30 protein-coding genes are annotated in these 26,014 nt (G+C 63.5%); 12 read left to right on the plus strand and 18 right to left on the minus strand.

Annotated features, from left to right (window positions below; all coding sequences use genetic code 11):
• Positions 1-51: 51 nt before the first annotated feature.
• The gene (gene coxB / locus U873_RS0131615) at positions 52-1,179 is read right to left on the minus strand and encodes a cytochrome c oxidase subunit II (protein ID WP_025132067.1); all 1,128 of its coding nucleotides are present in this window, start codon (positions 1,177-1,179) and stop codon (positions 52-54) included.
• 371 nt (positions 1,180-1,550) lie between these two features.
• Here coxB and U873_RS0131620 point away from each other — a divergent pair, with 371 nt between their 5' ends.
• Positions 1,551-2,201, plus strand: coding sequence for a hypothetical protein (locus U873_RS0131620; protein WP_025132068.1), 651 nt, complete (start codon positions 1,551-1,553; stop codon positions 2,199-2,201).
• Positions 2,202-2,274: 73 nt separating this feature from the next.
• On the opposite strand, the gene U873_RS0131625 is transcribed toward U873_RS0131620, so the two are convergent.
• From U873_RS0131625 to U873_RS0131635, 3 genes are all read right to left on the minus strand, one after another.
• Positions 2,275-3,807, minus strand: a complete 1,533-nt coding sequence (locus U873_RS0131625) for a SulP family inorganic anion transporter (protein ID WP_025132069.1) — start codon at positions 3,805-3,807, stop codon at positions 2,275-2,277.
• Positions 3,808-3,954: 147 nt separating this feature from the next.
• Positions 3,955-4,689 carry a carbonic anhydrase gene (locus U873_RS0131630; RefSeq protein WP_025132070.1) on the minus strand — a complete coding sequence of 245 codons (735 nt, stop codon included), beginning with the start codon at positions 4,687-4,689 and terminating at the stop codon, positions 3,955-3,957.
• A 243-nt stretch (positions 4,690-4,932) separates the two neighbouring features.
• Positions 4,933-5,991 carry a PA0069 family radical SAM protein gene (locus tag U873_RS0131635; RefSeq protein ID WP_025132071.1) on the minus strand — a complete coding sequence of 353 codons (1,059 nt, stop codon included), beginning with the start codon at positions 5,989-5,991 and terminating at the stop codon, positions 4,933-4,935.
• Between the two features lie 192 nt (positions 5,992-6,183).
• Between U873_RS0131635 and U873_RS0131640 the strand changes: the two genes are divergently transcribed.
• The gene (locus U873_RS0131640) at positions 6,184-6,540 is read left to right on the plus strand and encodes a hypothetical protein (protein ID WP_025132072.1); all 357 of its coding nucleotides are present in this window, start codon (positions 6,184-6,186) and stop codon (positions 6,538-6,540) included.
• A gap of 45 nt (positions 6,541-6,585) precedes the next feature.
• On the opposite strand, the gene U873_RS0131645 is transcribed toward U873_RS0131640, so the two are convergent.
• Genes U873_RS0131645 through U873_RS0131655 form a run of 3 tightly spaced genes read right to left on the minus strand, consistent with a single transcriptional unit; the run spans position 6,586 to position 10,436 of the window.
• Positions 6,586-7,890: a cytochrome c gene (locus U873_RS0131645; protein WP_025132073.1), complete on the minus strand. Its 1,305-nt coding sequence runs from the start codon at positions 7,888-7,890 to the stop codon at positions 6,586-6,588.
• A 12-nt stretch (positions 7,891-7,902) separates the two neighbouring features.
• The gene (locus tag U873_RS0131650; RefSeq protein WP_025132074.1) at positions 7,903-9,687 is read right to left on the minus strand and encodes a GMC family oxidoreductase; all 1,785 of its coding nucleotides are present in this window, start codon (positions 9,685-9,687) and stop codon (positions 7,903-7,905) included.
• 2 nt (positions 9,688-9,689) lie between these two features.
• The gene (locus U873_RS0131655; RefSeq protein ID WP_025132075.1) at positions 9,690-10,436 is read right to left on the minus strand and encodes a gluconate 2-dehydrogenase subunit 3 family protein; all 747 of its coding nucleotides are present in this window, start codon (positions 10,434-10,436) and stop codon (positions 9,690-9,692) included.
• Between the two features lie 295 nt (positions 10,437-10,731).
• Between U873_RS0131655 and U873_RS0131660 the strand changes: the two genes are divergently transcribed.
• Positions 10,732-11,391, plus strand: a complete 660-nt coding sequence (locus U873_RS0131660; protein ID WP_025132076.1) for a tyrosine-protein phosphatase — start codon at positions 10,732-10,734, stop codon at positions 11,389-11,391.
• 123 nt (positions 11,392-11,514) lie between these two features.
• On the opposite strand, the gene U873_RS0131665 is transcribed toward U873_RS0131660, so the two are convergent.
• From U873_RS0131665 to U873_RS35600, 3 genes are all read right to left on the minus strand, one after another.
• The gene (locus U873_RS0131665) at positions 11,515-11,793 is read right to left on the minus strand and encodes a YheV family putative zinc ribbon protein (RefSeq protein WP_025132077.1); all 279 of its coding nucleotides are present in this window, start codon (positions 11,791-11,793) and stop codon (positions 11,515-11,517) included.
• The gene (gene prlC, locus U873_RS0131670) at positions 11,790-13,841 is read right to left on the minus strand and encodes an oligopeptidase A (RefSeq protein WP_025132078.1); all 2,052 of its coding nucleotides are present in this window, start codon (positions 13,839-13,841) and stop codon (positions 11,790-11,792) included. Before prlC ends, U873_RS0131665 begins: the two co-directional genes overlap by 4 nt.
• A gap of 82 nt (positions 13,842-13,923) precedes the next feature.
• Positions 13,924-14,112 (minus strand): hypothetical protein, encoded by a 189-nt coding sequence (locus U873_RS35600; protein WP_081818741.1) that lies wholly within the window; start codon positions 14,110-14,112, stop codon positions 13,924-13,926.
• Between the two features lie 167 nt (positions 14,113-14,279).
• On the opposite strand from U873_RS35600, the gene U873_RS0131675 reads away from it, so the two are divergent.
• On the plus strand, positions 14,280-14,828 hold the full coding sequence (locus U873_RS0131675; RefSeq protein WP_029978793.1) for a gamma carbonic anhydrase family protein: 549 nt from the start codon (positions 14,280-14,282) through the stop codon (positions 14,826-14,828).
• Positions 14,829-14,856: 28 nt separating this feature from the next.
• On the plus strand, positions 14,857-15,510 hold the full coding sequence (locus U873_RS0131680; protein WP_025132080.1) for an HAD family hydrolase: 654 nt from the start codon (positions 14,857-14,859) through the stop codon (positions 15,508-15,510).
• Between the two features lie 44 nt (positions 15,511-15,554).
• Here U873_RS0131680 and U873_RS0131685 read toward each other — a convergent pair whose 3' ends face one another.
• On the minus strand, positions 15,555-16,628 hold the full coding sequence (locus tag U873_RS0131685; RefSeq protein WP_025132081.1) for an aminopeptidase: 1,074 nt from the start codon (positions 16,626-16,628) through the stop codon (positions 15,555-15,557).
• 59 nt (positions 16,629-16,687) lie between these two features.
• Between U873_RS0131685 and U873_RS0131690 the strand changes: the two genes are divergently transcribed.
• Positions 16,688-17,101 carry a hypothetical protein gene (locus tag U873_RS0131690; protein ID WP_025132082.1) on the plus strand — a complete coding sequence of 138 codons (414 nt, stop codon included), beginning with the start codon at positions 16,688-16,690 and terminating at the stop codon, positions 17,099-17,101.
• Positions 17,102-17,143: 42 nt separating this feature from the next.
• On the plus strand, positions 17,144-17,563 hold the full coding sequence (locus U873_RS0131695) for a hypothetical protein (RefSeq protein WP_025132083.1): 420 nt from the start codon (positions 17,144-17,146) through the stop codon (positions 17,561-17,563).
• 6 nt (positions 17,564-17,569) lie between these two features.
• On the opposite strand, the gene U873_RS0131700 is transcribed toward U873_RS0131695, so the two are convergent.
• On the minus strand, positions 17,570-17,803 hold the full coding sequence (locus U873_RS0131700; protein WP_025132084.1) for a DUF1161 domain-containing protein: 234 nt from the start codon (positions 17,801-17,803) through the stop codon (positions 17,570-17,572).
• A 176-nt stretch (positions 17,804-17,979) separates the two neighbouring features.
• A complete protein-coding gene (locus U873_RS0131705; protein ID WP_025132085.1) occupies positions 17,980-18,411 on the minus strand; it encodes an OsmC family protein in 432 nt (143 codons plus the stop codon).
• Positions 18,412-18,650: 239 nt separating this feature from the next.
• Between U873_RS0131705 and U873_RS0131710 the strand changes: the two genes are divergently transcribed.
• Positions 18,651-19,652 carry an LLM class flavin-dependent oxidoreductase gene (locus U873_RS0131710; RefSeq protein WP_025132086.1) on the plus strand — a complete coding sequence of 334 codons (1,002 nt, stop codon included), beginning with the start codon at positions 18,651-18,653 and terminating at the stop codon, positions 19,650-19,652.
• 96 nt (positions 19,653-19,748) lie between these two features.
• On the opposite strand, the gene U873_RS0131715 is transcribed toward U873_RS0131710, so the two are convergent.
• Together U873_RS0131715 and U873_RS0131720 are read right to left on the minus strand one after the other, a co-directional pair.
• Complete coding sequence (locus U873_RS0131715; protein ID WP_025132087.1) at positions 19,749-19,973, minus strand: DUF1161 domain-containing protein; 225 nt, start codon at positions 19,971-19,973, stop codon at positions 19,749-19,751.
• A 134-nt stretch (positions 19,974-20,107) separates the two neighbouring features.
• Complete coding sequence (locus tag U873_RS0131720; protein ID WP_011058429.1) at positions 20,108-20,323, minus strand: dodecin; 216 nt, start codon at positions 20,321-20,323, stop codon at positions 20,108-20,110.
• Between the two features lie 159 nt (positions 20,324-20,482).
• On the opposite strand from U873_RS0131720, the gene U873_RS0131725 reads away from it, so the two are divergent.
• Positions 20,483-20,809 (plus strand): YqjD family protein, encoded by a 327-nt coding sequence (locus tag U873_RS0131725; protein WP_025132088.1) that lies wholly within the window; start codon positions 20,483-20,485, stop codon positions 20,807-20,809.
• Here U873_RS0131725 and U873_RS0131730 read toward each other — a convergent pair.
• On the minus strand, positions 20,806-21,699 hold the full coding sequence (locus U873_RS0131730; protein WP_025132089.1) for a LysR family transcriptional regulator: 894 nt from the start codon (positions 21,697-21,699) through the stop codon (positions 20,806-20,808). The genes U873_RS0131725 and U873_RS0131730 overlap by 4 nt on opposite strands.
• 129 nt (positions 21,700-21,828) lie before the next feature.
• On the opposite strand from U873_RS0131730, the gene trpB reads away from it, so the two are divergent.
• The 3 genes from trpB to U873_RS0131745 all read left to right on the plus strand — a co-directional run bounded on the left by trpB (position 21,829) and on the right by U873_RS0131745 (position 24,441).
• Positions 21,829-23,049 (plus strand): tryptophan synthase subunit beta, encoded by a 1,221-nt coding sequence (gene trpB / locus U873_RS0131735; RefSeq protein WP_025132090.1) that lies wholly within the window; start codon positions 21,829-21,831, stop codon positions 23,047-23,049.
• Positions 23,049-23,861: a tryptophan synthase subunit alpha gene (trpA, locus tag U873_RS0131740; protein WP_025132091.1), complete on the plus strand. Its 813-nt coding sequence runs from the start codon at positions 23,049-23,051 to the stop codon at positions 23,859-23,861. Before trpB ends, trpA begins: the two co-directional genes overlap by 1 nt.
• Positions 23,862-23,985: 124 nt before the next feature.
• A complete protein-coding gene (locus U873_RS0131745; protein ID WP_025132092.1) occupies positions 23,986-24,441 on the plus strand; it encodes an anti-virulence regulator CigR family protein in 456 nt (151 codons plus the stop codon).
• 69 nt (positions 24,442-24,510) lie between these two features.
• On the opposite strand, the gene U873_RS0131750 is transcribed toward U873_RS0131745, so the two are convergent.
• Complete coding sequence (locus U873_RS0131750; RefSeq protein ID WP_025132093.1) at positions 24,511-24,837, minus strand: DOPA 4,5-dioxygenase family protein; 327 nt, start codon at positions 24,835-24,837, stop codon at positions 24,511-24,513.
• A 156-nt stretch (positions 24,838-24,993) separates the two neighbouring features.
• Positions 24,994-25,944 carry a LysR family transcriptional regulator gene (locus U873_RS0131755; RefSeq protein WP_025132094.1) on the minus strand — a complete coding sequence of 317 codons (951 nt, stop codon included), beginning with the start codon at positions 25,942-25,944 and terminating at the stop codon, positions 24,994-24,996.
• Positions 25,945-26,014 lie beyond the last annotated feature (70 nt).

Raw genomic sequence — 26,014 nt, forward strand, 5'->3', positions numbered from 1 at the left:
GATCGGCGGCGGCGCGCCGCGACCGGTTGCGCAAATACCCGATAGGCCGGCTCATTTGCTTTCCGCCTGTTTCAGCGCCAGGACTTCCTTGGGCGTCACCATGTCGCCCTTGTTGTTGCCCCAGGCGTTGCGTTCGTAAGTCACCACGGCGGCGATGTCGACTTCCGACAGCTGCTTGCCGAAGGCCGCCATGGCGGTGCCCGGCTTGCCGTGGAACACCAGGCTCAGGTGCGCGTCCTTGGGTCCGGTGGCGATCTTCGAGCCCTTGAGCGCCGGGAACATCGGCGGCAGGCCCTGGCCTTCGGCCTGGTGACAGGCAACGCAGGTGGTGTGGTAGATCTTGTCGCCACGGGCCACCAGCTCGTCGAGGGTCCATTCCTTGCTGGTCAGCTCCTTGAGCTTGGCCGCCTCGGCCTTGCGCTCGCCCATCCAGGTGTCGTAGTCGGCCTGGCTCTTGACCTCGACCACGATCGGCATGAAGCCGTGGTCCTTGCCGCACAGCTCGGCGCACTGGCCACGGTAGATGCCGGGCTGGTCGACCCGGGTCCAGGCCTCGTTGACGAAGCCGGGGATGGCGTCGCGCTTGACCGCGAAGGCCGGCACCCACCAGGAGTGGATGACATCGGCGGCGGTCACCAGAAAGCGCACCTTGGCACCCACCGGCAGCACCAGGGGCTGGTCGACCTCCAGCAGGTAGTGCTCGCCCTTGGCGCTCTTGTTGTGGATCTGCTCGGCGGGGGTGGCCAGGTTACTGAAGAACTCCACATCCTGGCCCAGGTATTTGTAGTGCCACTTCCACTGGTAGCCGGTGACCTGGATGTCGACATCCGGCTCGCTGGTGTCGTACATCTTGATCAGCGTCGCCGTGGCCGGCACGGCCATGGCCACCAGGATCAGGAACGGAATGATGGTCCAGAGGATCTCGACCGTGGTGCTCTCGTGGAACTGGGCCGGGACCTGGCCGGTGGAGCGGCGGTGAGCGATCATCGACCAGAACATCGCGCCGAAGACGATGACGCCGATCACCACACAGATCCAGAAGATGGTCATGTGCAGGTCGAATACCGCGTGGCTAATCTCGGTCGCCCCAGGCGTCATATTCACCGTCCAGGCGGCCTGCGCCTGGCTGAATATCGACCACAACAGGAGGCCCATCCAGACATGTGGATGTCGCATCATTGCGGGTTCCCCTTATCGTTCTTGTTATCCCGCCGGCTTTCACCTGCGGCAAGGGAGCGGCTGCCTAGACTACGAACTTAAACCGCCGAGCCTTCGCTGCACATGCAGTCGGGCGTCATCAGCTAACTTCATACAAGGGCGAGTATAGACAGCGACTCTCACCTCGCAACGCGATGGCGTAAATCGGCTGAAACACTCAAAAGAAGGTTTGCAGGCCACGGTTGGAAAGGGATCGAGGGTCAGCGATGGCAGAACGATATAACCGTGATGACTAAGCATGAAATAATTATGACAAATGCGTCTTAAGCGTTTTCGTAAGCACGCTAACTTATGTCTTCCCTATTCAATTGCCCTTGTTCCCTGGAGTTTTCATGAACACCGCCGCATTGCGCGAGCAGATCCAACTGGCTCAACAACATGAAGCCAGCACGGGTCTTCTGACCCGTCAGCTGGAAACACAACTGCCTCACCTGCACCCCGCCATCCTGCTGCCCGAAGTCGACGCCAAGGGCGTCATGACCCGTTTCGTCAGCGCCTACATCGACCAGGTCCCGGACCTGCTGGACGCCGCCAATGCGGTCGCCCGGGAAGCCGGTATCGAATCGCAGATCAAGCCGGTCCTGAAGATCGCCGAGCAATTCTTCCTCCAGCCTCCAGCCATCATGGACGGCCATGTCGGCCTCGACAGCCTGCTGGACGAAGCCTACCTGGCCCATCGCCTGGTAGAAGAAGTCAACGACCTGTACATCAAGCACTTCGCCCGTCCCCTGATCCCCCTGGACATGACGGTCGCCAATCTGATCGCCCACCAACTGATCGGCGAAACCTTCGCCAACCAGCTGGACGAAGCGGTACACCACGCCGTCGATGCCATGCTCGACGAAGAAAGCTTCGCCCTGGAGTCGGTGGAAGCCTACCGCGACAAACTCGGCAGCCCGGACACCGAGGCCGCCTGGAAACGCTGGCCCTGCCTGTCGCGCCAGCTAGGCGTGGAACTGGAACTCGACCAGCCCGCCGCCTGATCCCACTTCCTCGCCAGCAAGGCTCGCACCGAGCCTTGTGGCGAAGGGGTCGCCCCAGCGCCCCGCCCCCCGCTCAACCTCTGACCGCCGCTGCCACTCCACTGGTCGTGCTCAGGCGCCCCTCCAGGCGACGCTTCAGCCCCCGTGCCTCGATCACCAGCCGTGATCCCTTGGCCCCGTTGGCCCGACTCCATTCCTCCAGCAACTCCAGGCAGGCATGGTCGATGTAGCTGAGATTATTGAGGGGCACATGCACCGTCGTGGCTGCCGGGACAGTCGCCAGCACCCGCGTCAGGGCCGGTACCTTGAGAAAGGTCGCCGCCCCCGCCAGACGCAATTCCATCTCACCGTCATCCGGCAGATCGACCAGGCTGATCTTCAGGCGCGCCGCCTTGAATGCCAGCTTGGCCAGGGTCAGGGCAAAGCCGATCAGCACCCCGGTCAGCAGATCACTGAAGACAATCGCCAGGGCAGTCACCGCATAGGTCAGCATCGGCATCCGCCCGTATCGCCCCAGGCCGCGAAACACCTTCAGGTCCACCAGCTTGAAGCCGGTGTAGACCAGCACCCCCGCCAGGCTCGCCACTGGAATGCGCTGCAGCACGCTGGACAGCAACAGCACGAAACCCAAGAGCCACAGGCCATGGAAAATCGTCGAATAGCGGGTCTGGGCCCCGGCCTGGACGTTGGCCGAGCTGCGCACGATGACCCCGGTCATCGGCAGGGCGCCCAGCAAGCCACAGAGCATGTTGCCGATGCCCTGGGCCGACAGTTCACGGTCGAAATCCGAGCGCGGGCCACTGTGCATGCGATCCACCGCCGCGGCGGACAGCAGGGTCTCGGCGCTGGCGATAAAGGCCACGGCGAAGGCCGCAATCAACAGGTTGGGATCCGCCAGGTTGAGCAGGTCGCTGGGGCGCAGCCAGTCGATCGCCTCGGCCAGGTTGGCCGGCACCTCGACCCGCTTCACCGGCAGTGCCAGGACCAGGCTGGCCAGGGTTGCCAGCCCCACCCCCAGCAAGGCCCCGGGGATGAACCGCAGCGACCGGGGCCGCCAGCGCTCCCAGCCCCACATCACGGCGATGGTCCCAAGCCCCAGCAGCCCGGCCTGCCAGCCGAGGCTGGGCATAGCCTTGGCCAACGCCTGGGGGAAACCGATAAGGTTGTCCAGCCCGGACGCCTGGGGCGTGGCATCGAGCATCACATGCACCTGGGACAGCACGATCAACACACCGATCCCCGCCAACATGCCGTAGACCACCGCTGGTGCCGTGACCCGGAACCAGCACCCCAGGCGCAGGCGTCCGGCGAGCAATTGCAGCAGCCCCGCCAGCAGCAGGATCGGCCCGAGCATGGCCACGCCGTGCTGGCGCACCAGTTCGAACACCAGTACCGCCAGACCGGCGGCCGGGCCACTGACCTGCAACGGCGACCCCGCCAGCCACCCCACCACCAGGCCACCGATGATCCCGGTGATCAGGCCCTTGGCCGGTGGCAGGCCCGAGGCGATGGCAATCCCCATGCACAGGGGCAAGGCCACCAGAAACACCACCACCGAAGCCAGCAGCTCCCGTGGCAGGACACTTTTAAGCTGTGCTGCACGCATGACCGTTCTCCCGACACTTTCTTCAAGGCGTGGCAAAGCCGGACCGCACGAACGACGGTCCTGGCAACAGCCACACAGGGATTCAGGTTCTGTGGGAAAACCGGCCGCTCTTCAGTCGGCGGGTTTTCAAACAGAATCCAGGAGGTTTCAGAAGCGCGCTTTGGGCGTCGCTACGGGAATCGGATGGGTGCCATCCAGGGGCAGGAAGCATCCCCGGTCCGCATCGTAGGCCTTGATCGAGCTGGTCTCGATGTCATAGACCCAGCCATGGATGAACAGTTGGCCGTTGGCCATGCGCGAGGCCACGGAAGGGTGGGTGCGCAGGTGCTGCAACTGGGCGATGACGTTCTCTTCGGTCAGCACGTGCATGCTCGAGGATTCGTCGGCGCAATCGCAGTTCTCGTGGACCATGGTCCGGGCCACTTCGGCATGGCGCAGCCAGGCCTTGACCGTGGGCATCTTCTCCAGGCTCTGCGGGTTGAGCACCGCGCGCATGGCGCCGCAGTCCGAGTGTCCGCACACGATGATGTGATGAACCCCGAGGGCCAGCACCGCGTACTCGATCGCGGTGGACACACCGCCGTTCATCTGCCCGTAGGGCGGCACCACGTTGCCCACGTTGCGGGTCACGAACAGGTCGCCGGGGGAGCTTTGGGTAATGAGTTCGGGAACGATGCGCGAGTCGGCGCAGGCAATGAACATCGCCCGGGGCCGCTGGGCGGTAGCAAGTTTCTTGAACAGCTCTTCCTGCTGCGGGAAGACCTCATGATGAAAATGCAAAAAGCCGTCAACGATATGGCGCAGCGCTGCATCGGCGGTTTCGGCAACCTCGGTGGGTGCGGGAGCCGACGCAGCCAACGGCTGTTTATCCTTGTCACTCATGATTCAGCCTCTCTGTCGGATTTGGTGAATTTTCCAGAAATATCCGGCACGACGCCAGCGATCGATTAAAAAACCACCGTCCCGCTGACGGCGACCCATGGGTCACTCGATGAACAAGGTAGCCCTAAAAACTTAACTCAAACTGAATGGAAGGCTCTAGAACGCCACTATGGGCGATGGCAAAAGGCGACCAGGGTACCCCGGGAAACCTTCGCCCACTACTCAACGATAGGCCAATGCCGCTCACAGCAACGACATCTGCCCGCCCGGCGGGCAGAAGGCCGAGCAATCGAGGTCGAAGCCCTCGCGCCGGTTGAGCCCCAGGCGCTTGAGCGCCTTGGCGAAACGCTGGGCGAGCAAGTCGGCGAAGGGCCCCTCACCGCGCATGCGGGCACCGAAGCGGCTGTCGTAGAGCTCACCGCCACGGCTCTGGCGGATCAGGCTGAGCACATGGGCAGCCCGTTGCGGGTAATGCACCGCCAGCCACTCCTCGAACAGCGGCGCCACTTCCAGGGGCAGCCGCAGCATCATGTAGGCCGCACTTTGCGCGCCCGCGGCCTGGGCCTCGCCCAGCAGGCTTTCCAGCTCGCTGTCGTTGATCATCGGGATCATCGGCGAACACAGCACGCCCACCGGAATGCCGGCCGCGCGCATCACCCGGATCGCCCGTAATCGGGCCTTGGGCGCCGCAGCCCGGGGTTCGAGAATGCGTTTGAGCTCATCGTCCAGGGTGGTCAGGCTGATCATCACCGCCACCAAGCGCTGCCGCGCCAGTTCACTCAGCAGGTCGAGGTCGCGCAGGATCAGCGAGCCCTTGGTGACGATGGTCACCGGGTGCCGATAGCGCAGCAGCACCTCCAGGGTGCGCCGAGTGAGTTTCTGCTCACGCTCGATGGGTTGGTAGGGATCGGTATTGGACCCCAGGTTGATCGGTGCGCAGCGATAACCGGGCTTGGACAGTTGCTGCTCCAGCAAGGCTGCGGTGTTGCTCTTGGCGATCAGCTTGGTTTCGAAATCCAGCCCCGGTGACATATCCCAATAGGCGTGGCTGGGCCGCGCGTAGCAGTAGATGCAACCATGCTCGCAGCCGCGATAGGGATTGATCGAACGGTCAAAGGGCAGGTCCGGCGAACTGTTGCGGGTGATGATCGACTTGGCGGTTTCAAAGCGCACTTCGGTGCCCTGGGTCAGCGGCACTTCCTGGTACCAGCCGTCATCCTCGGCCACCGAGCGGTTGGGGGCGAAGCGATTGTGCGGATTGCTCGCGGTGCCGCGACCACGAGGAGGCAGGGGGCTGAACATGAGGGCGCTCCATTACTGTATGCACATACAGTAATGGAGTCGGATTTGTCTGACCAGCACCGCCGGACCGAAACCCAGCCCTGTAAGTGAAGGCTCCCCGCACGATGCAGGCCGCACCTTCGCCGGCAAGCCGGCTCCTACAGTTTTGTGCCGTTAGGGTATAAGGCAGGCTCAAAGAACAGGAGCACAAGCATGCCCAGGACATCCGGCACGCTGGAAAAGATCTTCTACGCGGCAGACGCCTACCTCCCGAGCTACGAACAAGGCGCCGACCTGATCATCGTCAAGGCACCGGATGGCCAGCTCTGGGGCCTGGCCTGCGAGTTCGACCTGTGCACCCAGGACATCGAGAAGGCCGCGGTGAGCGACCATCAGCCCTTCGATGCAGCAGACCCGAAGTTCGCCGAGGTGCGCTGGAGCGCCTACCACGATGGCATCGGCCTGCTGCCCGCAAGCTGGGAGGACCTGACGAACGCCGGGCTGGCGCACTGCATCGCCGGCTATCAGCTGGAAAGCCGCCTGGGCATCCAGCGCTTCAGCCAGGGCTGAACAGCCATCCCGGGCCGGCGCCCACAGCGGGCGCCGGCCTTGGGGTCAGTGGCTGGTGACCTGCCCCAGGTCATCGTTGGAGGTGCTCTGCAGGTCGCCATTGCGCAGCGCCGCCACGTCCCCGGGCTTCACCGCCGATGCCTGGTTGCCCCAGCTGCTGCGGATGAAGTTGACCACGTCGGCCACCTCCTGGTCCGACAGGCGCCAGGCGAACGCCGGCATGGTGAAGGTCGAAGGCGCGCTGTGAGTGGCCGGCAAGGTGCCCCCCTTGAGCACGATGTGGATCAGCGAGGTGGCATCCGCCGATTGCAGCACCGGGTTGCCCGCCAGCGCCGGGAACACCCGGGTGTAGCCGTGGCCATCGGTGCGGTGGCAGGCCGCGCAGTTGTCGATGTACACCGCCGCGCCCGGCTTGCTGTCGTCACCGTTCCACAGGGCTTGGGCCACTTGCTTGTCGTACTGGTGCGGCTGGTCCTTGGGGTCATTGGCCGGCAGGGACTTGAGGTAGCGGGCAATCGCCGTCAGGTCGGCCTCGGTCATGTACTGCATGCTGTGCACCACCACATCGCTCATGCCGCCGAACACCGCGCTGCGATCGCTGCGGCCGGTCTTAAGAAACTGCACCAGTTGCTCTTCGCTCCAGCTGCCCAGGCCGTCCTTGTGATCGCCACGCAGGCTCTTGGCGATCCAGCCCTCCAGCGGCGCGCTGCCAGACAGGAAGTCGCTGCCATCGCTGGCGCTCAGGGCCTTCTCCTGCATGGTCAGGGCCCGTGGCGTGTGGCAGGCGCCACAGTGGCCCAGGCCCTCCACCAGGTAGGCACCGCGGCTGATCACCGGGTCGCTGCCGGCCGCGAGCGCCGGAGTCGCCACGCTCGGGGCGAACATCCAGCGCCAGATGGATAACGGCCAGCGCATGCTCAGGGGCCAAGGAATGTCGCTGTCCTGATTGTCCCGGGCCACCGGTGCCACGCCCTTCATGAAGTAGGCATACAGCGCCTGCATGTCGGCGTCGCTGACCCGGGCGTAGGAAGGAAACGGCATGGCCGGGTACAGGGTACTGCCGCCCTTGGCCACGCCATGGCGCACGGCCTGGTCGAAGTCTTCGAAGCTGTAGTCGCCGATGCCGCTCTTGTCCGGGGTGATGTTGGTGGAGTAGATCACGCCGATGGGGGTTTCCATCGGCAGCCCGCCGGCGAACGGCTTGCCGTCCTTGGCGGTATGGCAGGCTACGCAGTCACCGGCGCGGGCCAGGTATTCGCCCTGTTTCACCAGGGCCTGCTGATCCGCTTCGGCAGCATTGACGGATGCGCTGCCCAGCAGCGCCAGGGTCGCGATAACGAGTGCTTTCATGGTCATCGCTCCTTATGCCTGAACCAGCGGGCCGGGGTTTTTCAGGTACTGCTCGCGGATCGCCCGGGCCGACCAGTAGGTCAACGCTGCCACCAGGCCGGTGGGGTTGTAGCCCAGGCCCTGAGGGAAGGCCGAAGCCCCGGGAACGAAGACGTTGTGCACGTCCCAGCTTTGCAGGTAGCGGTTCAGGGCGCTGGTCTTGGGATCAGTGCCCATGATCGCGCCGCCGTTCAAGTGGGTGGTCTGGTAGGACGCGGTGTTGAAGTGCTCACCGACCTTCTTGCCCAGCAGGGCAATGGCCTTGGGGTTCATCGCCTCGGCGATCTTGCCCATTTTCTCCACCATGAAGCGGTTCATCTTGATGTCGTTGTCCTGCCAGTCGAAGGTCATCCGCAGCAGGGGCAAGCCGTAGGCATCGCGGTACACCGGGTCCAGGTCCAGGTAGTTGCCCCGGTAGGACTGATGCGCACCGTGGGCGTCCATCGACACCTGGTGGGTGTAGTAGTCGGCGGTGGCTTTCTTCCAGGCACTGCCCCAGGCCGGGGTGCCCGGCGGGTTCGAGGTGCCGGCGATGGGCCGGCTGCCGGCCTGGTTGACCCACATCGGCGAGCCGCCGACAAAGCCGTGGGGGCCGTGGTCGAAGTTGTCGGCGTTGAAGTCGTCCACCGCCACGCCGTTGCCGCCGGCGCCGATGAAGTTGTTGGTGTGCACGTCCTTGTCGAAGTAGGCCTTGATGGTGGCCATGTTCTGGTAGGCGAAGTTCTTGCCCACCACGCCTTCGCCGGTGATCGGGTCGTAGGGCTTGCCGATGCCCGACAGCAGCATCAGGCGCACGTTGTGGAACTGGAAGGCACCGAGGATCACCAGGTCCGCCGGCTGCTCGATCTCCCGGCCCTGGCCGTCGACGTAGGTGACGCCGGTAGCGCGGGTCTTGCTGCTGTCGAGGTTGACCTTGAGTACGTGGGAGTTGGGCCGCAACTCGAAGTTCGGCAGCGGCTTGAGGGCCGGCAGAATGTTCACGTTGGGCGAGGCCTTGGAATACATGTAACAGACGTAGCCGCTGCAGAAACCGCAGAAGTTGCACGGCCCCATCTGCGCACCGTAGGGATTGGTGTAAGGCCCCGAGGTATTGGCCGAAGGCAGGTTGTAAGGCTTGTAGCCCACCTCATTGGCCGCTTTCTGAAACAGCTGTGCGGAATAGGTGTTCTTCTGCGACTCCAGCGGGAAATGGTCCGAGCGATCCGGCGCATAAGGGTTGCCGCCCTTGCCATCGCCCACCAGTTGGCCCTTCACGGTCCAGGCCTGGCCCGAGGTGCCGAAGACTTTTTCCGCGTAGTCGAAGAACGGTTCCAGCTCTTCATAGCTGACGCCGAAGTCCTGGATGGTCATGTCCTTGGGGATGAAGTGCTTGCCGTAGCGTTCTTCGTAGTGGCTGCGCATGCGCAGCTCGATGGGGTCGACCCGAAAGTGCACCCCGGACCAGTGCAGGCCGGCGCCGCCCACGCCATTGCCCGGCAGGAAAGCGCCCAACTGCCGGTTGGGCAGGGCCACGTCATTGACGCTGTGGCGGATGGTCACCGTCTCCTTGGAGACGTCCTGGAAGAGTTTCTTGCGTACGCTGTAGGTGAGCTCGTCGATCACCTGGGGGTAGTTGCCGTCGGGGTAGGTGTCCTGCATCGGCCCGCGCTCCAGCGCCAGCACGTTGAGCCCGGCCTCGGTCAGCTCCTTGGCCATGATCGCGCCGGTCCAGCCGAAACCGACGATCACTGCGTCGACCTTCTTCATTACCGTTGCCATGCTCAAGCCCTCTCGCCGCGAATCGAAACTGCCGGGAAGGGGTATTGCTCGTTGCGTTCCACCCAATCCATGAAGTCGGCGCGGGCGCCGGGAAAGCCGATCAGGGTCCAGCCCACCAGGCCTTTATTGCCCCCGTGGATCGGATCGCTGAAGAAGCCTTCCTTGGTGTTCTGCAACAGCAGATTGAAAAAAAGCTTGGCCGGGACCGCGTCTAACTGCGGGGTTCCGGCCTCCAGTTGCTTGAGCAAATCGTCTCGGGTAGCGCTGTCTTGCGCGGCAAATGTTTGCCCCTTGAGGTCTTTGCACCAGGCATCCGTGGCGGCAATGCCCAGGCGATAGATGTCCTTGGGCACCAGTTTGCTCTGCCAGCCCATCTCCGGTGCCGCATCGGCCTTGAACGGGCCTTGCATGTACCACAGGGCACCGGCGGCGTAGGGGGTGTTCATCTGCCGGTCGATGTATTCCGGCACGCCGGCTTCCAGGGCGCCCGGGCCCATTTCGTCGGCCGGGATCAGGCGTTCCACTGCGGCCTTGATGAAGGCCCATTCTTCGGCGGTGAAATAGCTCGGCTCGTAGCCCTGGCTGCTGCCGGCGGGCTGCTTGGCCGGCGTGGTAGCGGCGGCCGCTTCAGGTGCAGCCGCCAGCAGGGAGCCGCCCAGGCCGGTGCTGGCGACGGTGACCACGGGGATCAAGGTCAGGGATTTACGCAAGAACTCACGCCGCGGGTTGTCTCGATCTTGATCAGACATGGGTGCACCTCATCAGGCATTGATGGATTGGTCAGCCGCGTCATGGCGCGACTTTATGTTTGGGCAACGCAAAAAGGCCGGGAAGGCCCCCGGCTTTATGAACACATCAGCAAACTTTAGTTACAAATGGTAGCAGGCTAAGCATCCAGATGAATCGTTTCAGGCGGAAAAAAGATCAGAAAGCGCCGTAAAAAGCGGATCAGCTTCACGATTCTTTGACAGAGGGCTCACGGGGCTTTGACCCCCGAAAACCGATACTGCGCGGCATTGAATCCCCTCATCGGTGATCCCCCGCATGTCGAGCATCCGTTTCATCCCAGCCCTTTGCCTGTCGTTGCTGGCGCTGCTGGCCGGGCCACAGGCAAACGCCGCCGAGGCGCCCTCCAGCCGCCCGGAGCAATGGGCGCAATCGGTGGAAAAGCAGTACAACCTGTACCAGATGTCGCCGACCCTGTACCGCAGCGCCCTGCCGGACAAAGGCGCCGTGCCGCTGCTGCAACAGCTCAAGGTGGGGACGGTGATCAACTTCCTGCCGGAGTCCGATGCGAACTGGCTGTCGACCCCGGGCATCAACCTGGTGCAGCTGCCTTATCGCACCAACCATGTGGACGACGCGGACGTGCTCAAGGCCTTGCGCGCAATCCAGAGCGCCGAGGCCCAGGGCCCGGTGCTGATGCACTGCAAGCATGGCTCGGACCGCACCGGCCTGATGTCGGCCATGTACCGGGTGGTGATCCAGGGCTGGAGCAAAGAAGATGCGCTGAATGAAATGACCCAGGGCGGGTTTGGCGACAGTTCCCACTTCAAGGACGGCATTCGCTACATGATGCAGGCCGATGTCGACAAACTGCGCACTGCACTGGCCAATGGCGATTGCAGCACCAGCGTTTTCGCCACCTGTTCGGTGAAGAGCTGGTTCGAGACGGTGAGCGCGACCAAGCCGCTGAGCAACTGAACGACGTACCCTCTGTCGAAGCGAGCCTGCTCGCAAAAACGCACGGGGTGAAAGAAGGAAGGGTGGCGAATCGCTTCGCCGGCAGGCCGGCTCCTGGAGGGGAGCCGGCTTTTTACTGCGTGGTCAGTCAGTGGTTTTCTTCAACTTGGGGTTGGGGAAAAACTGCACCGATTGCACCTTGATGTCCGCCACCTTGGGTGCCGGGCTGTTGACCCGGGTCCCGAGTTCCTTGGGCACGGACAGCCCCTGCTCGTTGAGCGTGTCGGAATAACCACAGACCACGCACTCGCGATGAGGCACGCCGTCCTCACTCCACATCATCAGCTTGTCCTGCTCACTGCACGCCGGGCAGACCGCCCCGGCGATAAAGCGTTTCTTGGTCTTCACGGGTACTTCACTCATGCTGCCGCGTCCTCGCTGAGGCCGCTGTGGCGCAAGAGTGCGTCAATCGACGGCGCCCGTCCGCGAAAATCGACGAACAGCACCATGGGCTCCTGGGAACCGCCACGGGCCAGGATCGCCTCGCGAAAAGCCCGCCCGGTGGCCGGGTTGAGCACGCCGTCTTCCTCGAACCTGGAGAAGGCGTCGGCCGACAGCACTTCCGCCCACTTGTAGCTGTAGTAACCCGCGGCATAACCGCCAGCGAAGATGTGCGCAAAGCTGTTGGGGAAGCGGTTGTAGGCCGGCGGGCGCATCACCGAGACTTCGTCGCGCACGGTTTCCAGCACCTGCAGCACGCTGCGGCCGTCGCCATGGGTGGCGTGCAGCTCGAAATCGAACAGCGAGAATTCCAGCTGGCGCACCATCATCAGGCCCGACTGGAAGTTCTTCGCCGCGAGCATCTTCTGCAGCAGGTCCTGGGGCAGTGGATGACCGGTCTCGTAATGGCCGGAAATCAGCGCCAGGCCCTCGGGTTCCCAGCACCAGTTCTCCATGAACTGGCTCGGCAGCTCGACGGCGTCCCAGGCCACGCCATTGATCCCGGACACGCCGGCATGCTCGACCCGGGTCAGCAGGTGATGCAGGCCGTGGCCGAACTCGTGGAACAGGGTGGTGACTTCGTCGTGGGTCAACAGGGCAGGCTTGCCGCTGTCGGCCGGGGTGAAGTTGCACACCAGGTTGGCCACCGGGCTCTGCAATACGCCGTCAATGGTGCGGCGACGGTCACGGGCACCATCCATCCAGGCACCACCGCGCTTGTTGGAACGGGCATAGAGGTCGAAGAAGAAGCGGCCGACGTGCTGGCCGTTTTCCTTGATTTCGAACAGGCGTACATCCGGGTGCCAGCTGTCGAAGCCTTTCTGCTCGGCAATCTCGATGCCGTACAGGCGCTGGACAATGGCAAACAGCCCGCCCAGCACCTTGTCGATCGGGAAGTAGGCGCGCAGAGCTTCCTGAGACACGCTGTAGCGCTGTTCACGCAGCTTCTCGCCATAAAAGCCGCTGTCCCAGCTTTGCAGGTCGGCGCAGCCCTGTTCGGCGGCATAGGCCTTGAGCTGCTCCAGGTCCCGGGCAGCGAACGGCTTGCTGCGCTGGGCCAGGTCCCGCAGGAAACTCAGCACCTGATCGCTGGATTCGGCCATCTTGGTCGCCAGGCTCAGTTCGGAGAAGCTGGCAAAGCCCAGGAGCCGGGCCAGTTCCTGACGCAGGTCGAGGATTTCTTCCATCACCGGGCCGTTGTCGTTCTGACCGGCATTGGGCCCCTGGTCAGACGCCCGCGTGCAGTAGGCGGCATAGACTTCTTCACGCAGGGCACGGTCCTGGGCGTAGGTCATCACGGCGTAGTAGCTGGGGAACTCCAGGGTGATCAGCCAGCCTTCCAGGTCCTTGGCCTGGGCCGCCGCGGCCATCTGCGCCTTGGCCGAATCGGTCAGGCCGGCCAGAGCCGCCTCGTCGGTGATGTGCTTGGTCCAGGCCTGGGTGGCGTCCAGCAGCTGGTTGGAGAAACGGCTGCCCAGTTCGGACAGCTTCATCTGGATTTCGCCATAGCGCTGCTGCTGGTCCGCCGGCAGGTCGATGCCGGACAGGCGGAAGTCGCGCAGGGTGTGCTCGAGGATGGTCTTTTGCGCCACATCGAACCCTGCGGCCTCGGGGCTGGCGGCCAGGGCCTCGTAGGCCTTGAAGAGTTCGCGGTTCTGGCCCTGCTCGGTCCAGTACTCGGACAGCATGGGCAGGCAAGCCTCGTAGGCGCTGCGCAGTTCGGCGCTGTTGCACACGGCGTTCAGGTGGCTCACCGGGCTCCAGGCGCGCCCAAGGCGGGCGCCCAACTCGTCCAGCGCCAGCACCAGGCCCTGCCAGGTCGGCGTGCCTTGCTGCTGTTCCAGCAGCTTGGCGATGGCGGCGCGGTTGTCGGCGAGCAGGGTCTCGATGGCAGGCTGGACGTGCTCGGGACGAATGGCGGAGTAGGGCGGCAGGTCGAAGTCCTGCAGGAGGGGATTGCTGGAGCTCAAGGCATTCACCTGTAGATTGCGTCTGGGTAGAGGTTTATAGAGCAACAAGAAACAGAGAGGGGGCGCAAGCCCCCTCCGGAAATTATTTTCGTCTCCTGTTCATATGCCAGGAGCCGTTCTTGGGCATTCCGCTGATGCCTTTGGCGATCTTCTGAATCTGTCCACCACGATGAAGATAGACCGCTACATGAGCAGCGATGGATTCACGGGTTTCAACAGCCGCTTTATTTCCTGCCTTGCTCGCAGAGGATCTGATGCGCAAGGTAGTCATAAACACACTCCTTTTCCAGAGACGGCCAGCCAGTATGCCAGATTATTGACACCTTGGCCAAAGAAGGCGGTTAATCCTGGTAAATCATGTATTTTCGACGCTTTTAGCGGGTCGATGGCGACCATCTTAAATTACAATCGGCGCGGCATGCAGCCACAGGAATCTCTATGACAGCGATAAGAAAATACCAGGGCATGACGCCAAGACTGGGTGAACGGGCGTTCGTCGACCACTCGGCAGTGGTCATCGGCGACGTCGAGATCGGTGCCGACAGCTCGGTCTGGCCCCTGACCGTGATCCGTGGCGACATGCACCGCATCCGCATCGGCGCGCGCACCAGCGTGCAGGATGCCAGCGTGCTGCACATCACCCACGCCGGCCCCTTCAATCCCGAAGGCTTCCCGCTGCTGATCGGCGATGACGTGACCATCGCCCACAAGGTCATGCTTCACGGCTGCAGCATCGGCAGTCGGGTGTTGATCGGCATGGGCAGCATCGTCATGGACGGCGCCGTGGTGGAAGACGAGGTGATCGTCGGCGCCGGCAGCCTGGTGCCGCCGGGCAAGCGCCTGGAAAGCGGCTTCCTCTATGTCGGCAGCCCGGTGAAACAGGTACGCCCATTGAATGACAAGGAGCGCGCCTTCTTCACCTACAGCGCCGCCAACTACGTGAAACTCAAGGACCTGCATCTGGCCGAAGGCTACGACCGGTCCTGACCATCCGCTGCACTGCCCGGGAATTTCCATGCATTACCAAACCGTACTGTTCGACCTCGATGGCACCCTGACCGACCCACGCGAGGGCATCACCCGCTCGATCCAGTTCGCCCTTGGCAAACTGGGCATCGACGAGCCGGACCTGAGCAAACTGGAACACTTCATCGGCCCGCCGCTGCTCCAGGCCTTCATGCAGTTCTACGGCTTCGACGAAGCCCGGGCCTGGGAGGCGGTGAACTTCTACCGCGAACGCTTCAAGGTCACCGGCCTCTACGAGAACCGCGTCTTCGAGGGCGTCACACCGCTGCTCGAAACCCTTGGCGGGCAAGGACGCCAGCTGTATATCGCCACCTCGAAGCCCTGGGTGTTCGCCCGCGAGATCGCCCGCCACTTCGACTTCGCCCGACACTTCAAGGTGATCTACGGCAGCGAACTGGACGGTACCCGCACCGACAAAGTGCAGCTGATCGCCCATTTGCTGGAGCAGGAGAAGCTCGACCCGGCCAATACCCTGATGATCGGCGATCGCAAGCACGACCTGATCGGCGCCCGGCGCAACGGGCTGGATGCGGCAGCCGTGGGCTATGGCTTCGGCAGTCGTGAGGAGTTGAGTGCCGAGGCTCCGGCCTATCACTTCGAAACCCTGGACGAGTTGCACCAGGCGTTCCTGCGCCAAGCGTGATGATGACCCTGGCGGCAGGCAGCCCCCGCCGCCAGGGTTCCCCCCTACCGCGCCAAGCGTTGCAAGGCAGCCTTGCGCTCCGAGGCCGGCAACTTGCCCAGCTTCTCCACCGCCCCATAGAACGCCGGCCAACTCCCTTGCTCCTGCTTGAACAGCGCGGCAAACGCCGGCACCCACTGGTCATAAAGGCCAAAGGGCAGCAACCGGGCGTTGTTCAGCGGCAGGTTGATCCAGGCGTCATAGCGCTTGGAGCCGGCCCACTGGCTGTCTCGCAGCTGCCGATAATCCCGGCGCAGGCGCTCGAATTCCTGCGCCTTGCGCTGGCGCATCTGCGCGGCGGGCAAAGGCTGGGCATACAACTGCTCCAGACGCTTGCGGGCATCGAGCAACAGTTGGATGAACTGGTCTCGCTGGCGCACCTCGGCATCGTCCGTCGGCGGCAGGGCGCGATACGCTCGCCACTGCCGCGTGCCTTCCTGCTCGACAAAGGTGGCGAAGGACTCATTGAATTCGGTGTCGTCCTTCACATAGAAGCGCTGGTGCGCCAGCTCGTGAAAGATCAGGGTCGCCAGGCGCTCGTCGCCCCAGTGCATCATCGAGCTGATGATCGGGTCGTCGAACCAGCCCAGGGTCGAATAGGCCTCCACACCGCCAATCGCCACGTCCATGCCGTCCAGCTGCTGCAGCGCCGCCTCGCCCCGGGCTGCGCCCTGGCTGTAATAGCCGCGATAGGCCACGCAACCGGCAATGGGAAAGCAGTGGGTCTGCGGGCTCAGGGAAAACTCCGGAGTGGCGAACACGTTCCACACCACGTAAGGCCGGCCGATATCGACGTACAGCCGGTAGCTGTTGTTGTCCGGCAGGTGCAGGTGCTGGCTGGCAAAGGCCCGGGCCCGCTGCGACTGGGCCAGATGGGCGCGCAGGGTCGGGTCGCGGCTGGGGTCGGCAACCACCTGGGCCACCGGTATCCGGGCCCGCAACAGCTGCAGCTGGCCACCGGCCAACTGACTGTAATAAGCGGCGCTGCTGCAACCGTTGAGCAGCAAAAGCATCAGTGCCGGAAACAAAAAGCGCAAAAGAGGATCAAGTACCCCATGGCTTGAACACGGCCTATTCAAATCGAATCATCCAGAGAGAGTCTGCCCGCAAGACTATCTCGCCTGCCTGGAGTTTCGCCATGCGCGTGTTGCTGCTGACCACCGGACTCTTGACCCTCGCCGGCTGCGCCGGGCTGCCCGACCCCGACCCGGCCCAAGCCTGGATCGACCTCGCGCCTCGCCAGGACACCCACCTGCAAGCCCTGGAGGTGGACGCCAGGAGCACCCAGGACCCACGCTACTTTCAGGTACCGCCCGGCACCCATGAGTTGACCCTGCGTTACCAGTTCGCGGTGCAGCCGGGCAATATCGGCCCGGACGCCGAGCCCCTGTGGCGCGACTGCCAGTTGAATGTGAAATTCAGCGATTTCAGCGCCGGCCAGCGCTATCAGGTGCAGGCCGGCAATATCGGCTTTCACCCCTGGGCCAGGCTCTACGACCAGCAGCACACCCTGCTTGGCAAAGCCCAGCCGGCAGGCTGCCAGCGCAGCTGATCAGCGCTATGCTGAGGGCCTTGCGTTCATTTGGTCCTCTTCATGCGCCCAGCACTGCTGATCCTCGCCCTCACCACCCTCAGCGCCTGCAGCACGCCGTTACCCGGCGTTGATCCGCAACAGGCCTGGATCGACCTCGCCACACCGACCCCGGGAGGCAAGCTGGTGATGGCCGAGCGCCTCGACAACCAGCGCCTGAGTGACGGCCGGTTCTTCCAGGTCAGCCCCGGCAGCCACGAGCTGATGGTGCGTTTCGATTTCGAAGTGTTCGGTGGTGGCATGGGCATGACCACCGACCCACAGGAACGGCTGTGCTACCTGAGCCTGCGCTACGACCATTTCGAGGCCGGCCAGCGCTATCGCCTGGAAGCACGCAACCTGGCGTTCACCCCCAGCGCCCGGCTGTACAACGCCAAGCGCGAGATCGTCGCCGAGGAGCGCATGATCAACTGCGTACCTTGATCGGTTTCAGCGGTCGTTCTTCTGGTAGATGATCTTCTTCGTGCCGTTTTCACAGCTACCGACCACCATGTTGTTGTCGTGGACTTCGTCGTTGGTGACGATTTCCAGGGTGTAGGAGGCAACGCCCTGGGCCTGGATCTTGGCTTCGATCTCGGCCTTGAGTTCCTCGCAGGGCTTGGGGGCGGCCAGGGCCGATGTGGCCAGCGCGCAACTAACAACCGCCAAGGCTAAACGTTTCATGATCTCAAGCTCCCTTGCGGCGGCGCGCACGAACATGCGCTGAAGCCGCCATGGCGTATTCGACCACATTTGCCGGAAACGAGTTCTGATCTGTCGCACAGACTGCAAACACCGCCTTCACCGGTCAGCCCGCCCCTGTAACACCGCAAAGGCTGCCGACCGGCAAGGCTGGCGCCTCAACCCAGCAAGGTCGCGTCCAGGCTGATCTTGGCATTGAGCACCTTGGACACCGGGCAACCTTCCTTGGCCTTCTTGCTCAGCTCATCGAACTGCTGCTGGCTGGCACCGGGGATCTTGGCCTTGAGCGTCAGGTGCACCGCGGTAATCGCGAAGCCGCCCTCGACCTGGTCCAGGGTGACCTCTGCCTGGGTGTCGATGCTCTGGGCCGTGAGTCCCGCCTCGCCGAGAATCATCGACAACGCCATGGAGAAGCAGCCCGCGTGGGCGGCACCGATCAGCTCCTCGGGGTTGGTCCCCTTGCCGCCTTCGAAACGCGCCTTGAAGCCGTAGGGCGCTTCGCGCAGTACGCCGGTCTCGGTCGAGATCGAGCCGATGCCGGTTTTCAGGTCACCTTGCCAATGGGCCGAGGCCTTCTTTTTGATGCTCATCGCTTTCTCCTCACGAACCGGTGCGAAGGTTCGCACCGCGCTGGTTTCTGTTACCTAAGGGTTCTGAGGATAGATCCGATGGCAAAGTTCAGCGGTTGTCGACGACGCCCGTTTACCCGACAAATTTACTTTGGCTATTGAAACTCGGGTATATGCCCACATTGCATAGATCTGACTCACAGACTTCGGCAGGTTTTGGCCCATGACAAAAGCCTGCGCCCCCAAGGAGAAGCAGACTTATGAAACCGCTGTCCGCTGTTAAATACTCGACCCTGGACCTGGTGCCCGTGCGTGAAAACGGCAGCCCGGCGCAGTCCCTGCACAACTCCCTGGACCTCGCGCAGCATGTCGAGAAACTTGGCTACACGCGTTTCTGGGTCGCCGAGCACCACAACATGGACGGTATCGCCAGCTCCGCCACTTCGGTGCTGATCGGCTATCTGGCCGGTGGCACTTCGACCATTCGCGTCGGTTCCGGCGGAGTGATGCTGCCCAACCACGCGCCCCTGGTGATTGCCGAACAGTTCGGCACCCTGGAAAGCCTCTACCCGGGACGCATCGATCTGGGCCTGGGCCGTGCGCCGGGCTCGGACCAGATGACCGCCCGCGCCCTGCGCCGCGAGCGCTCCGGCAGCGCCGACGATTTCCCCGAGGACGTCGCCGAACTGATGGCCTACCTGGGCCCGCGCACCCCGGACCAACGGGTGATCGCTATGCCGGGCACCGGTACCAACGTGCCGGTATGGCTATTGGGCTCCAGCCTGTTCAGTGCACAACTGGCCGGGGAACGAGGCTTGCCTTACGCCTTCGCCTCGCATTTCGCACCGCGCTACATGCACGAGGCAATTCGCGTCTACCGCAACCACTTCAAGCCGTCAGCAGTGCTCGACAAGCCCTACGTGATGCTCGGCGTGCCGCTGGTGGCCGCCGATACCGACGAACAGGCCGACTACCTGGCGACCTCGGTGTACCAGCGGATCCTGGCCCTGATGCGTGGCCAGAGCCTGGTCCAGCGCAAGCCGGTGCAGAGCATGGACGGCCTGTGGCTGCCCCATGAAAAGGACGCCGTCTCGAGCTTCCTCGGACTGGCGATGATTGGCAGCCCGGCGAAGATTCGCGCCAAGCTGGAGGTGCTGATCGAGCAGACCGGAGCCGATGAGCTGATCTTTACCTGCGATTTGTACGAACACGCCGACCGCCTGCACGCCTACCAGTTGCTGTCGCAGGTGATGAAGGGCTGAGGTCCGAGCGGTCCTCGCAAGCGGGCGCCGACGGTTTTGCAGGCACAAAAAAGCCGACGCTTGGGCGTCGGCTTTTCAATGGGCATCTACAAGGGCTCAACCACGCTTGTAGACAATCTCCTTGGTTCCGGCTTCGCAAGAGCCGACCACCTTGCCATCCGCCGCCGCGCCCTTGTCCACCACTTCCAGCGAGTAGTGCTTGGCGCCATTGGCGTCGATCTTGGCGGCGATCTCGCTCTTGAGCTCTTCGCAGGGCTTGCCAGCGGCAAGGGCAGTTCCCGCAAGGCTCAACAAAGCTGCTGCTATTACTAATTTTTTCATCGGTCACATTCCCTGGTCGGATCAAAAGAGGCGGCGTTGGCGCCCGCCAGACAGAGGCTCAAGACAGTTGTAGCGCTTTGCCATTTCCTATGGCACTCGGCCAGCGCACAAGTTCCAGAGCCTAGCTCAAGCCTTCAACTATTGGCAATCCGGAAGCCGACCTTGAGGGTGACCTGGAAATGCGCAGCCTTGCCGTCCTTGATATGGCCCCGGGTTTCGGTCACTTCGAACCACTCCAGGTGCTTGATGCTCTTGTGCGCCTCGGCCAGCGCGTTGTTGATCGCATCTTCGATGCTGTTCGGCGACGAACCCACCAGTTCGACTTTTTTGTAGGTGTGATGATCAGTCATGGCACTCTCCTTTTTTAGCTGTGAATTACAGCCTAGCAGTGATTGTTCTTATTACTCGGAGTGCCCTCACCCCCACCCGGGTTCAGATTTTCTGCACTTTCCCAACCCTGCGCAGTCGGAACCTACACACGCCACTCATCACCCTGCAGGAGAGCCGACATGGCCAACACCTCGTTACGCAAAGCCTCGCTGGAAAGTATGGAATCCGAGATCGCCAGCCTGCTCAAGTCACTGGAAAGCCTCAAGGACGACGCCTCTGACGAGTCGCGCAAAACCCTCAAGGCGCTCAAGGGCAACGCCGAAAACGCGCTGAAGCATTCCCGCAGCCTGCTCAGCGATGCCTATGAAGAGGTCAAGGTGAAAACCCGCGAGACCGGGATCGCCACCCGTGACTATGCCCAGGAACACCCATGGACCACCGCCGGTGTCGCCGTCGGGGCCATTGGCCTGCTGGCCGCCTACCTGCTGTGCAAGCGCAACAACTAAGCCTGCTGGCGCAGTTCTGCCTTCAACCACTGCGCCAACTGCCGAGCGCGCCCGTCCGCGGCGCGCTTGGGTAACCACAGGGCCAGTTGCCCCGGGGTCTCGGAAAATCCCCAGGGCGCCACCAGGCGGCCTGCCTGTAAGTCTTCAGTGACCAAGGGTTGCGGAGCGATCGCTACCCCCAGCCCCGCCACCGCGGCCTCGAGCAAGTAATACAGGTGCTCGAAACCCTGCCCATACTTCAACGCCTCGATACCGATACCATTGTGTCCAGCCCAGCTGGGCCAGGCCTGTGGCCGTGAGGTGGTGTGCAACAGCGGCTCTGCTGCCAGCGCCGTGACCGGTGCCTGGGACAGCCGTGGATAACCGGCATAGCGCGGGCTGAGCACCGGGCCAATACGCTCGCGGGCCAGTTCATAGACCTGCATGTCTGCCGGCCAGGGCGGCTCGGCGAACAGCAGCAAGGCATCCAGGCCCGGTCGCCGGGGGTCCAGATCGCCCTCACCGGCCGAGAGGTGCAGGCGCAGGTCCGGCAGGTCGGCATTCAGCCGCCCCAGGCGCGGAATCAGCCAGCGCGCCAGCAGGCTGCCGGAACAGCCCAGGACAAAGGGCGCCTCGGCACTGCCCTGGGTCAGTTCGGCACAGACATCGCGCACACGCTCGAAAGCTTCAGTGCTGGCGTCCCGCAGGCGCACACCGGCATCTGTGAGTTTAATGCCACGACCATCCTTGACGAAGAGGTTCAGCCCGAGGTGCTCCTCAAGCACCTTCAACTGTCGGCTGATCGCACCGTGGGTCACGTGCAATTGCTCGGCAGCCTGGCTGACGCTGTTCAGTCGGGCAGTGGCTTCGAAGGCCCGCAGGGCATTCAGGGGAGGAAGGTCGCGGCTCATGGAATAGGTGAGTTTTCCTGACAGGTCACGGCGATCTTATCGGTTTTCAGCGTCCGGCGTCAGGGGTAGAGTGGCCTTCATTGCCATTCCATCCAGTCTTGTTTCCACACTCATTCCGGGAGCGCTCCAATGACCCAGACCCCTTTGCGTAATGGTCCTGACGACAACGGCCTGTTTGGCGCGTTCGGCGGCCGTTACGTGGCCGAAACCCTGATGCCGCTGATCCTCGACCTGGCCCGTGAATACGAAGCGGCCAAGGAAGATCCCGAGTTCCTCAAGGAGCTGGCCTACTTCCAGCGCGACTACGTCGGCCGCCCAAGCCCGCTGTATTTCGCCGAGCGCCTGACCGAGCACTGCGGCGGTGCCAAGATCTACCTCAAGCGCGAAGAGCTCAACCACACCGGCGCGCACAAGATCAACAACTGCATCGGCCAGATCCTCCTGGCCCGGCGCATGGGCAAGAAACGCATCATCGCCGAGACCGGCGCCGGCATGCACGGCGTGGCCACCGCCACCGTGGCCGCGCGCTTCGGCCTGGATTGCGTGATCTACATGGGCACCACCGACATCGAGCGCCAGCAGGCCAACGTGTTCCGCATGAAGCTGCTGGGCGCCGAAGTGATTCCGGTGGTGGCCGGCACCGGCACCCTGAAGGATGCAATGAACGAAGCCCTGCGCGACTGGGTGACCAATGTCGACAGCACCTTCTACCTGATCGGCACCGTGGCCGGCCCGCACCCGTACCCGGCCATGGTCCGCGACTTCCAGGCCGTGATCGGCAAGGAAACCCGCGAGCAACTGCACGCCCAGGAAGGCCGTCTGCCGGACAGCCTGGTGGCCTGCATCGGCGGCGGTTCCAACGCCATGGGCCTGTTCCACCCGTTCCTCGACGATAAAAGCGTGCAGATCATCGGCGTCGAAGCTGCCGGCTACGGCATCGAGACCGGCAAGCACGCCGCCAGCCTCAACGGCGGGGTGCCCGGCGTACTGCACGGCAACCGCACCTTCCTGCTGCAGGACGACGACGGCCAGATCATCGACGCCCACTCGATTTCCGCCGGCCTCGACTACCCCGGCATCGGCCCGGAACACGCCTGGCTGCATGACATCGGCCGCGTCGAATACACCTCGGTGACCGACGACGAAGCCCTGGCCGCCTTCCACCAGTGCTGCCGCCTGGAGGGCATCATCCCGGCCCTGGAAAGCGCCCACGCCCTGGCCGAAGTCTTCAAGCGCGCCCCGACCCTGCCCAAGGATCACCTGATGGTGGTCAACCTGTCGGGCCGTGGCGACAAGGACATGCAGACCGTCATGCATCACATGCAACAGTCCCAGCAGGAGAAACACTGATGAGCCGCCTGCACACTCGCTTCGCCGAGCTGAAGCAACAGAACCGTGCCGCCCTGGTGACCTTCGTCACCGCAGGCGACCCCGACTACGACACCGCCCTGGCGATTCTCAAGGGCCTGCCGGCCGCCGGTGCCGACGTGATCGAGCTGGGCATGCCCTTCACCGATCCGATGGCCGATGGCCCGGCGATCCAGTTGGCCAACATCCGCGCCCTGGGCAACAAGCAGAACCTGGCAAAAACCCTGCAGATGGTCCGTGAGTTCCGCAGCGGCAACAGCGATACGCCGCTGGTACTGATGGGCTACTTCAACCCGATCCACCGCTACGGCGTACCGCGCTTCATTGCCGACGCCAAGGACGCCGGGGTCGATGGCCTGATCGTGGTGGACATGCCGCCGGAACATAACGGCGAGTTGTGCGATCCGGCCCAGGCCGCGGGCATCGACTTCATCCGCCTGACCACCCCGACCACCGACGATGCACGCCTGCCGAAGGTACTCGATGGCAGTTCCGGCTTCGTCTACTACGTCTCGGTGGCGGGGGTTACCGGCGCCGGAGCCGCCACCCTGGAACATGTGGAGGAGGCCGTGGCCCGCCTGCGGCGCCACACCGACCTGCCCATCAGCATCGGTTTCGGCATCCGCACGCCCGATCAGGCAGCCGCCATCGCCCGCCTGGCAGACGGCGTGGTAGTGGGTTCGGCACTGATCGACCACATCGCCAACGCCGAGACGTCCGAGCAGGCGGTCGACGGTGTCCTGAGCCTCTGCGCGGCCCTGTCCGAGGGCGTACGTCAGGCTCGGGTCAGCTGAAGGTAAAGTTCCTGATACAGAGGAATTAGCGCCTCGGCACACAGACTAAATGGCAAGACCCGGGGGTTCGCGACCAAGGTGGCGAACCCCCTTTTTTTGCTCTGTGTGCTGCGAGGAATACCTGATGAAAATGCCCAAGCGTCTGATCGCCGGTGCTGCGGTGCTGATGCTCAGCGCCAGCCCGTTGCTGCAGATCATGGCCGACGAACGTGGTGATTATGATCGGGGGGGTGCTCGCGGAGGCCCGCAACAGGGTCATTGGGACAACCGTGGTGGCGACCACCGCGGCCCGGGGGATGATCACCGTGGCGGCCCGCCGCGGGATTTCGGTCCGGTGCGCCAGACCATCCACGACAATCACGGCTACTTCGTTCGCGGCGCACCACCGCCTCCCGGGGTGCACCTGGTCCGTGGCCAGCCGTTGCCCCGCGGCTACTACGGTGAACGCCTGGACAGTCGCGCCCTGTCACGCCTGCCGGTGTACCAAGGCTATGAGTGGCGGCGCATGGGCGCAGACATCGTGCTGATCGCCGCCGGTACCGGCATCGTCTACGAGATTCTCGACGGCGTGCTGTATTGATCAGAACTCATCCGGCCAGATCTGCCACCGGCGTCCCATGGGGGCCGGTGTGCCAGTGCTCGATGCCCCTCAGAACCCCGCCAGGTTCAGCGGCCTGACCGCCCCCATCCAGATGGCATGGTCGGTGTGGTCCAGCAGGTCATCCCCGGTGTCGGGATGGGTGAACACCACCAGCCCGCGACGATTGAGCGCCAACCAGGGGATGACCTCGCCGAACAACTGTGGCTCGAAGGCCAGTTGGCAGCTCCAGTCCGGGTGTGGCCCCACCGGCCGTTCGTGGACCCGGCCCATTTTCAGTGCAAACCGCTGCGCCGCCTGTTCACACAAGGCCCGGGCCTGGTCGATGGTACTGGCGTCGAAGTAGACGTGGGCGTGATAGCCCTTGATTCGTTGCATGCAAAGCCTCGCGAAAAAATCGGGTTCTCATGGCTGGCCACAGGTCACGCATCTACCCGGTGGCCAGCAGAATGTCTGGCGGTGAAGGCAGCGGACTGCGATGCCCCGGCGAAAGCGCCATGGTGCCATTACTCACCCCCATCGTGTGCCCCGCCCCTAGCGGGCAATCGACAGCGCAGCCAGCCCCTTGAGGCTCTGGGCGCTGTCGGCCTGCTCGGTCATTAACCAATCGACAAAACGCTCGATCAACGGTCCCCGGCGCTTGCGCTGAGGCCGCACCACGTAATAGCCGTAGCTGGAAATCACCGTCTCGGCGATCGGTCGGCACAGCAGGCCCTGGTCCAGCAGGTCGTCCACCAGGTGCCGCCAGCCGATGGCCACCCCCTGGCCACCGATGGCCGCCTGGATCAGCAGGGTGTAATTGTCGAAACGCAACTGCCCTGGTGCGGGAGCCGAGGCGATGCCCAGTTCGCGAAACACCCCGCTCCAGTCGAACCAGTGGTTGCTGGCCTCGCTGCGCAGGTGCAGCAACGGCAGCTCCAGCAGCCCATCGGCGGGCAGGGGCCGGCTGCGCTCCTTGAGCAGCAGCGGGCTGCACACCGGGAACACCTCCTCGCTGAACAACCAGCGGCTTTCCCCCTGCTTGAAGCGACCGTCGCCGAACAGTATTGCCACATCGATATCGCTGCGCAGCATGCTGTGGCTGCGTTCACTGGTGACCAGGCTGACGTCGACCTGCGGATTGGCCTCATGAAAACGGTGCAGGCGCGGCATCAGCCAGTAGGCGGCAAAGGCGAAATCCGTGGCCACCTGCAACACCTCATGCTGATGCTGCTGGCTGATGGCGCTCAAGCCGGCATCGATGCTCTGCAGGCCGACCTGCACCTGCTCCAGCAGCAGGGCCGCGGACTCCGTCAATTCGATGCCGCGGTAGATGCGGTCGAACAGGCGCACGTTCAGCTGTTCTTCCAGCCGCTTGATCTGCTGACTGATGGCCGGCTGGGTAGTCCCCAGCTCCACCGCGGCCGCGGTGAAGCTGCGCAAGCGAGCCGCCGCTTCAAATACCCGGAGCAGGTCCAGGGACAGGTCGCCAAGGGTTTCATACATAAGCTGTGCTTATCCTAGTCATTGCCGTGCATGGGCTTTACCGCCAAACACATGGGATCCATGCTCAATC

This window comes from Pseudomonas sp. PH1b (assembly GCF_000633395.1).
Classification (GTDB): domain Bacteria; phylum Pseudomonadota; class Gammaproteobacteria; order Pseudomonadales; family Pseudomonadaceae; genus Aquipseudomonas.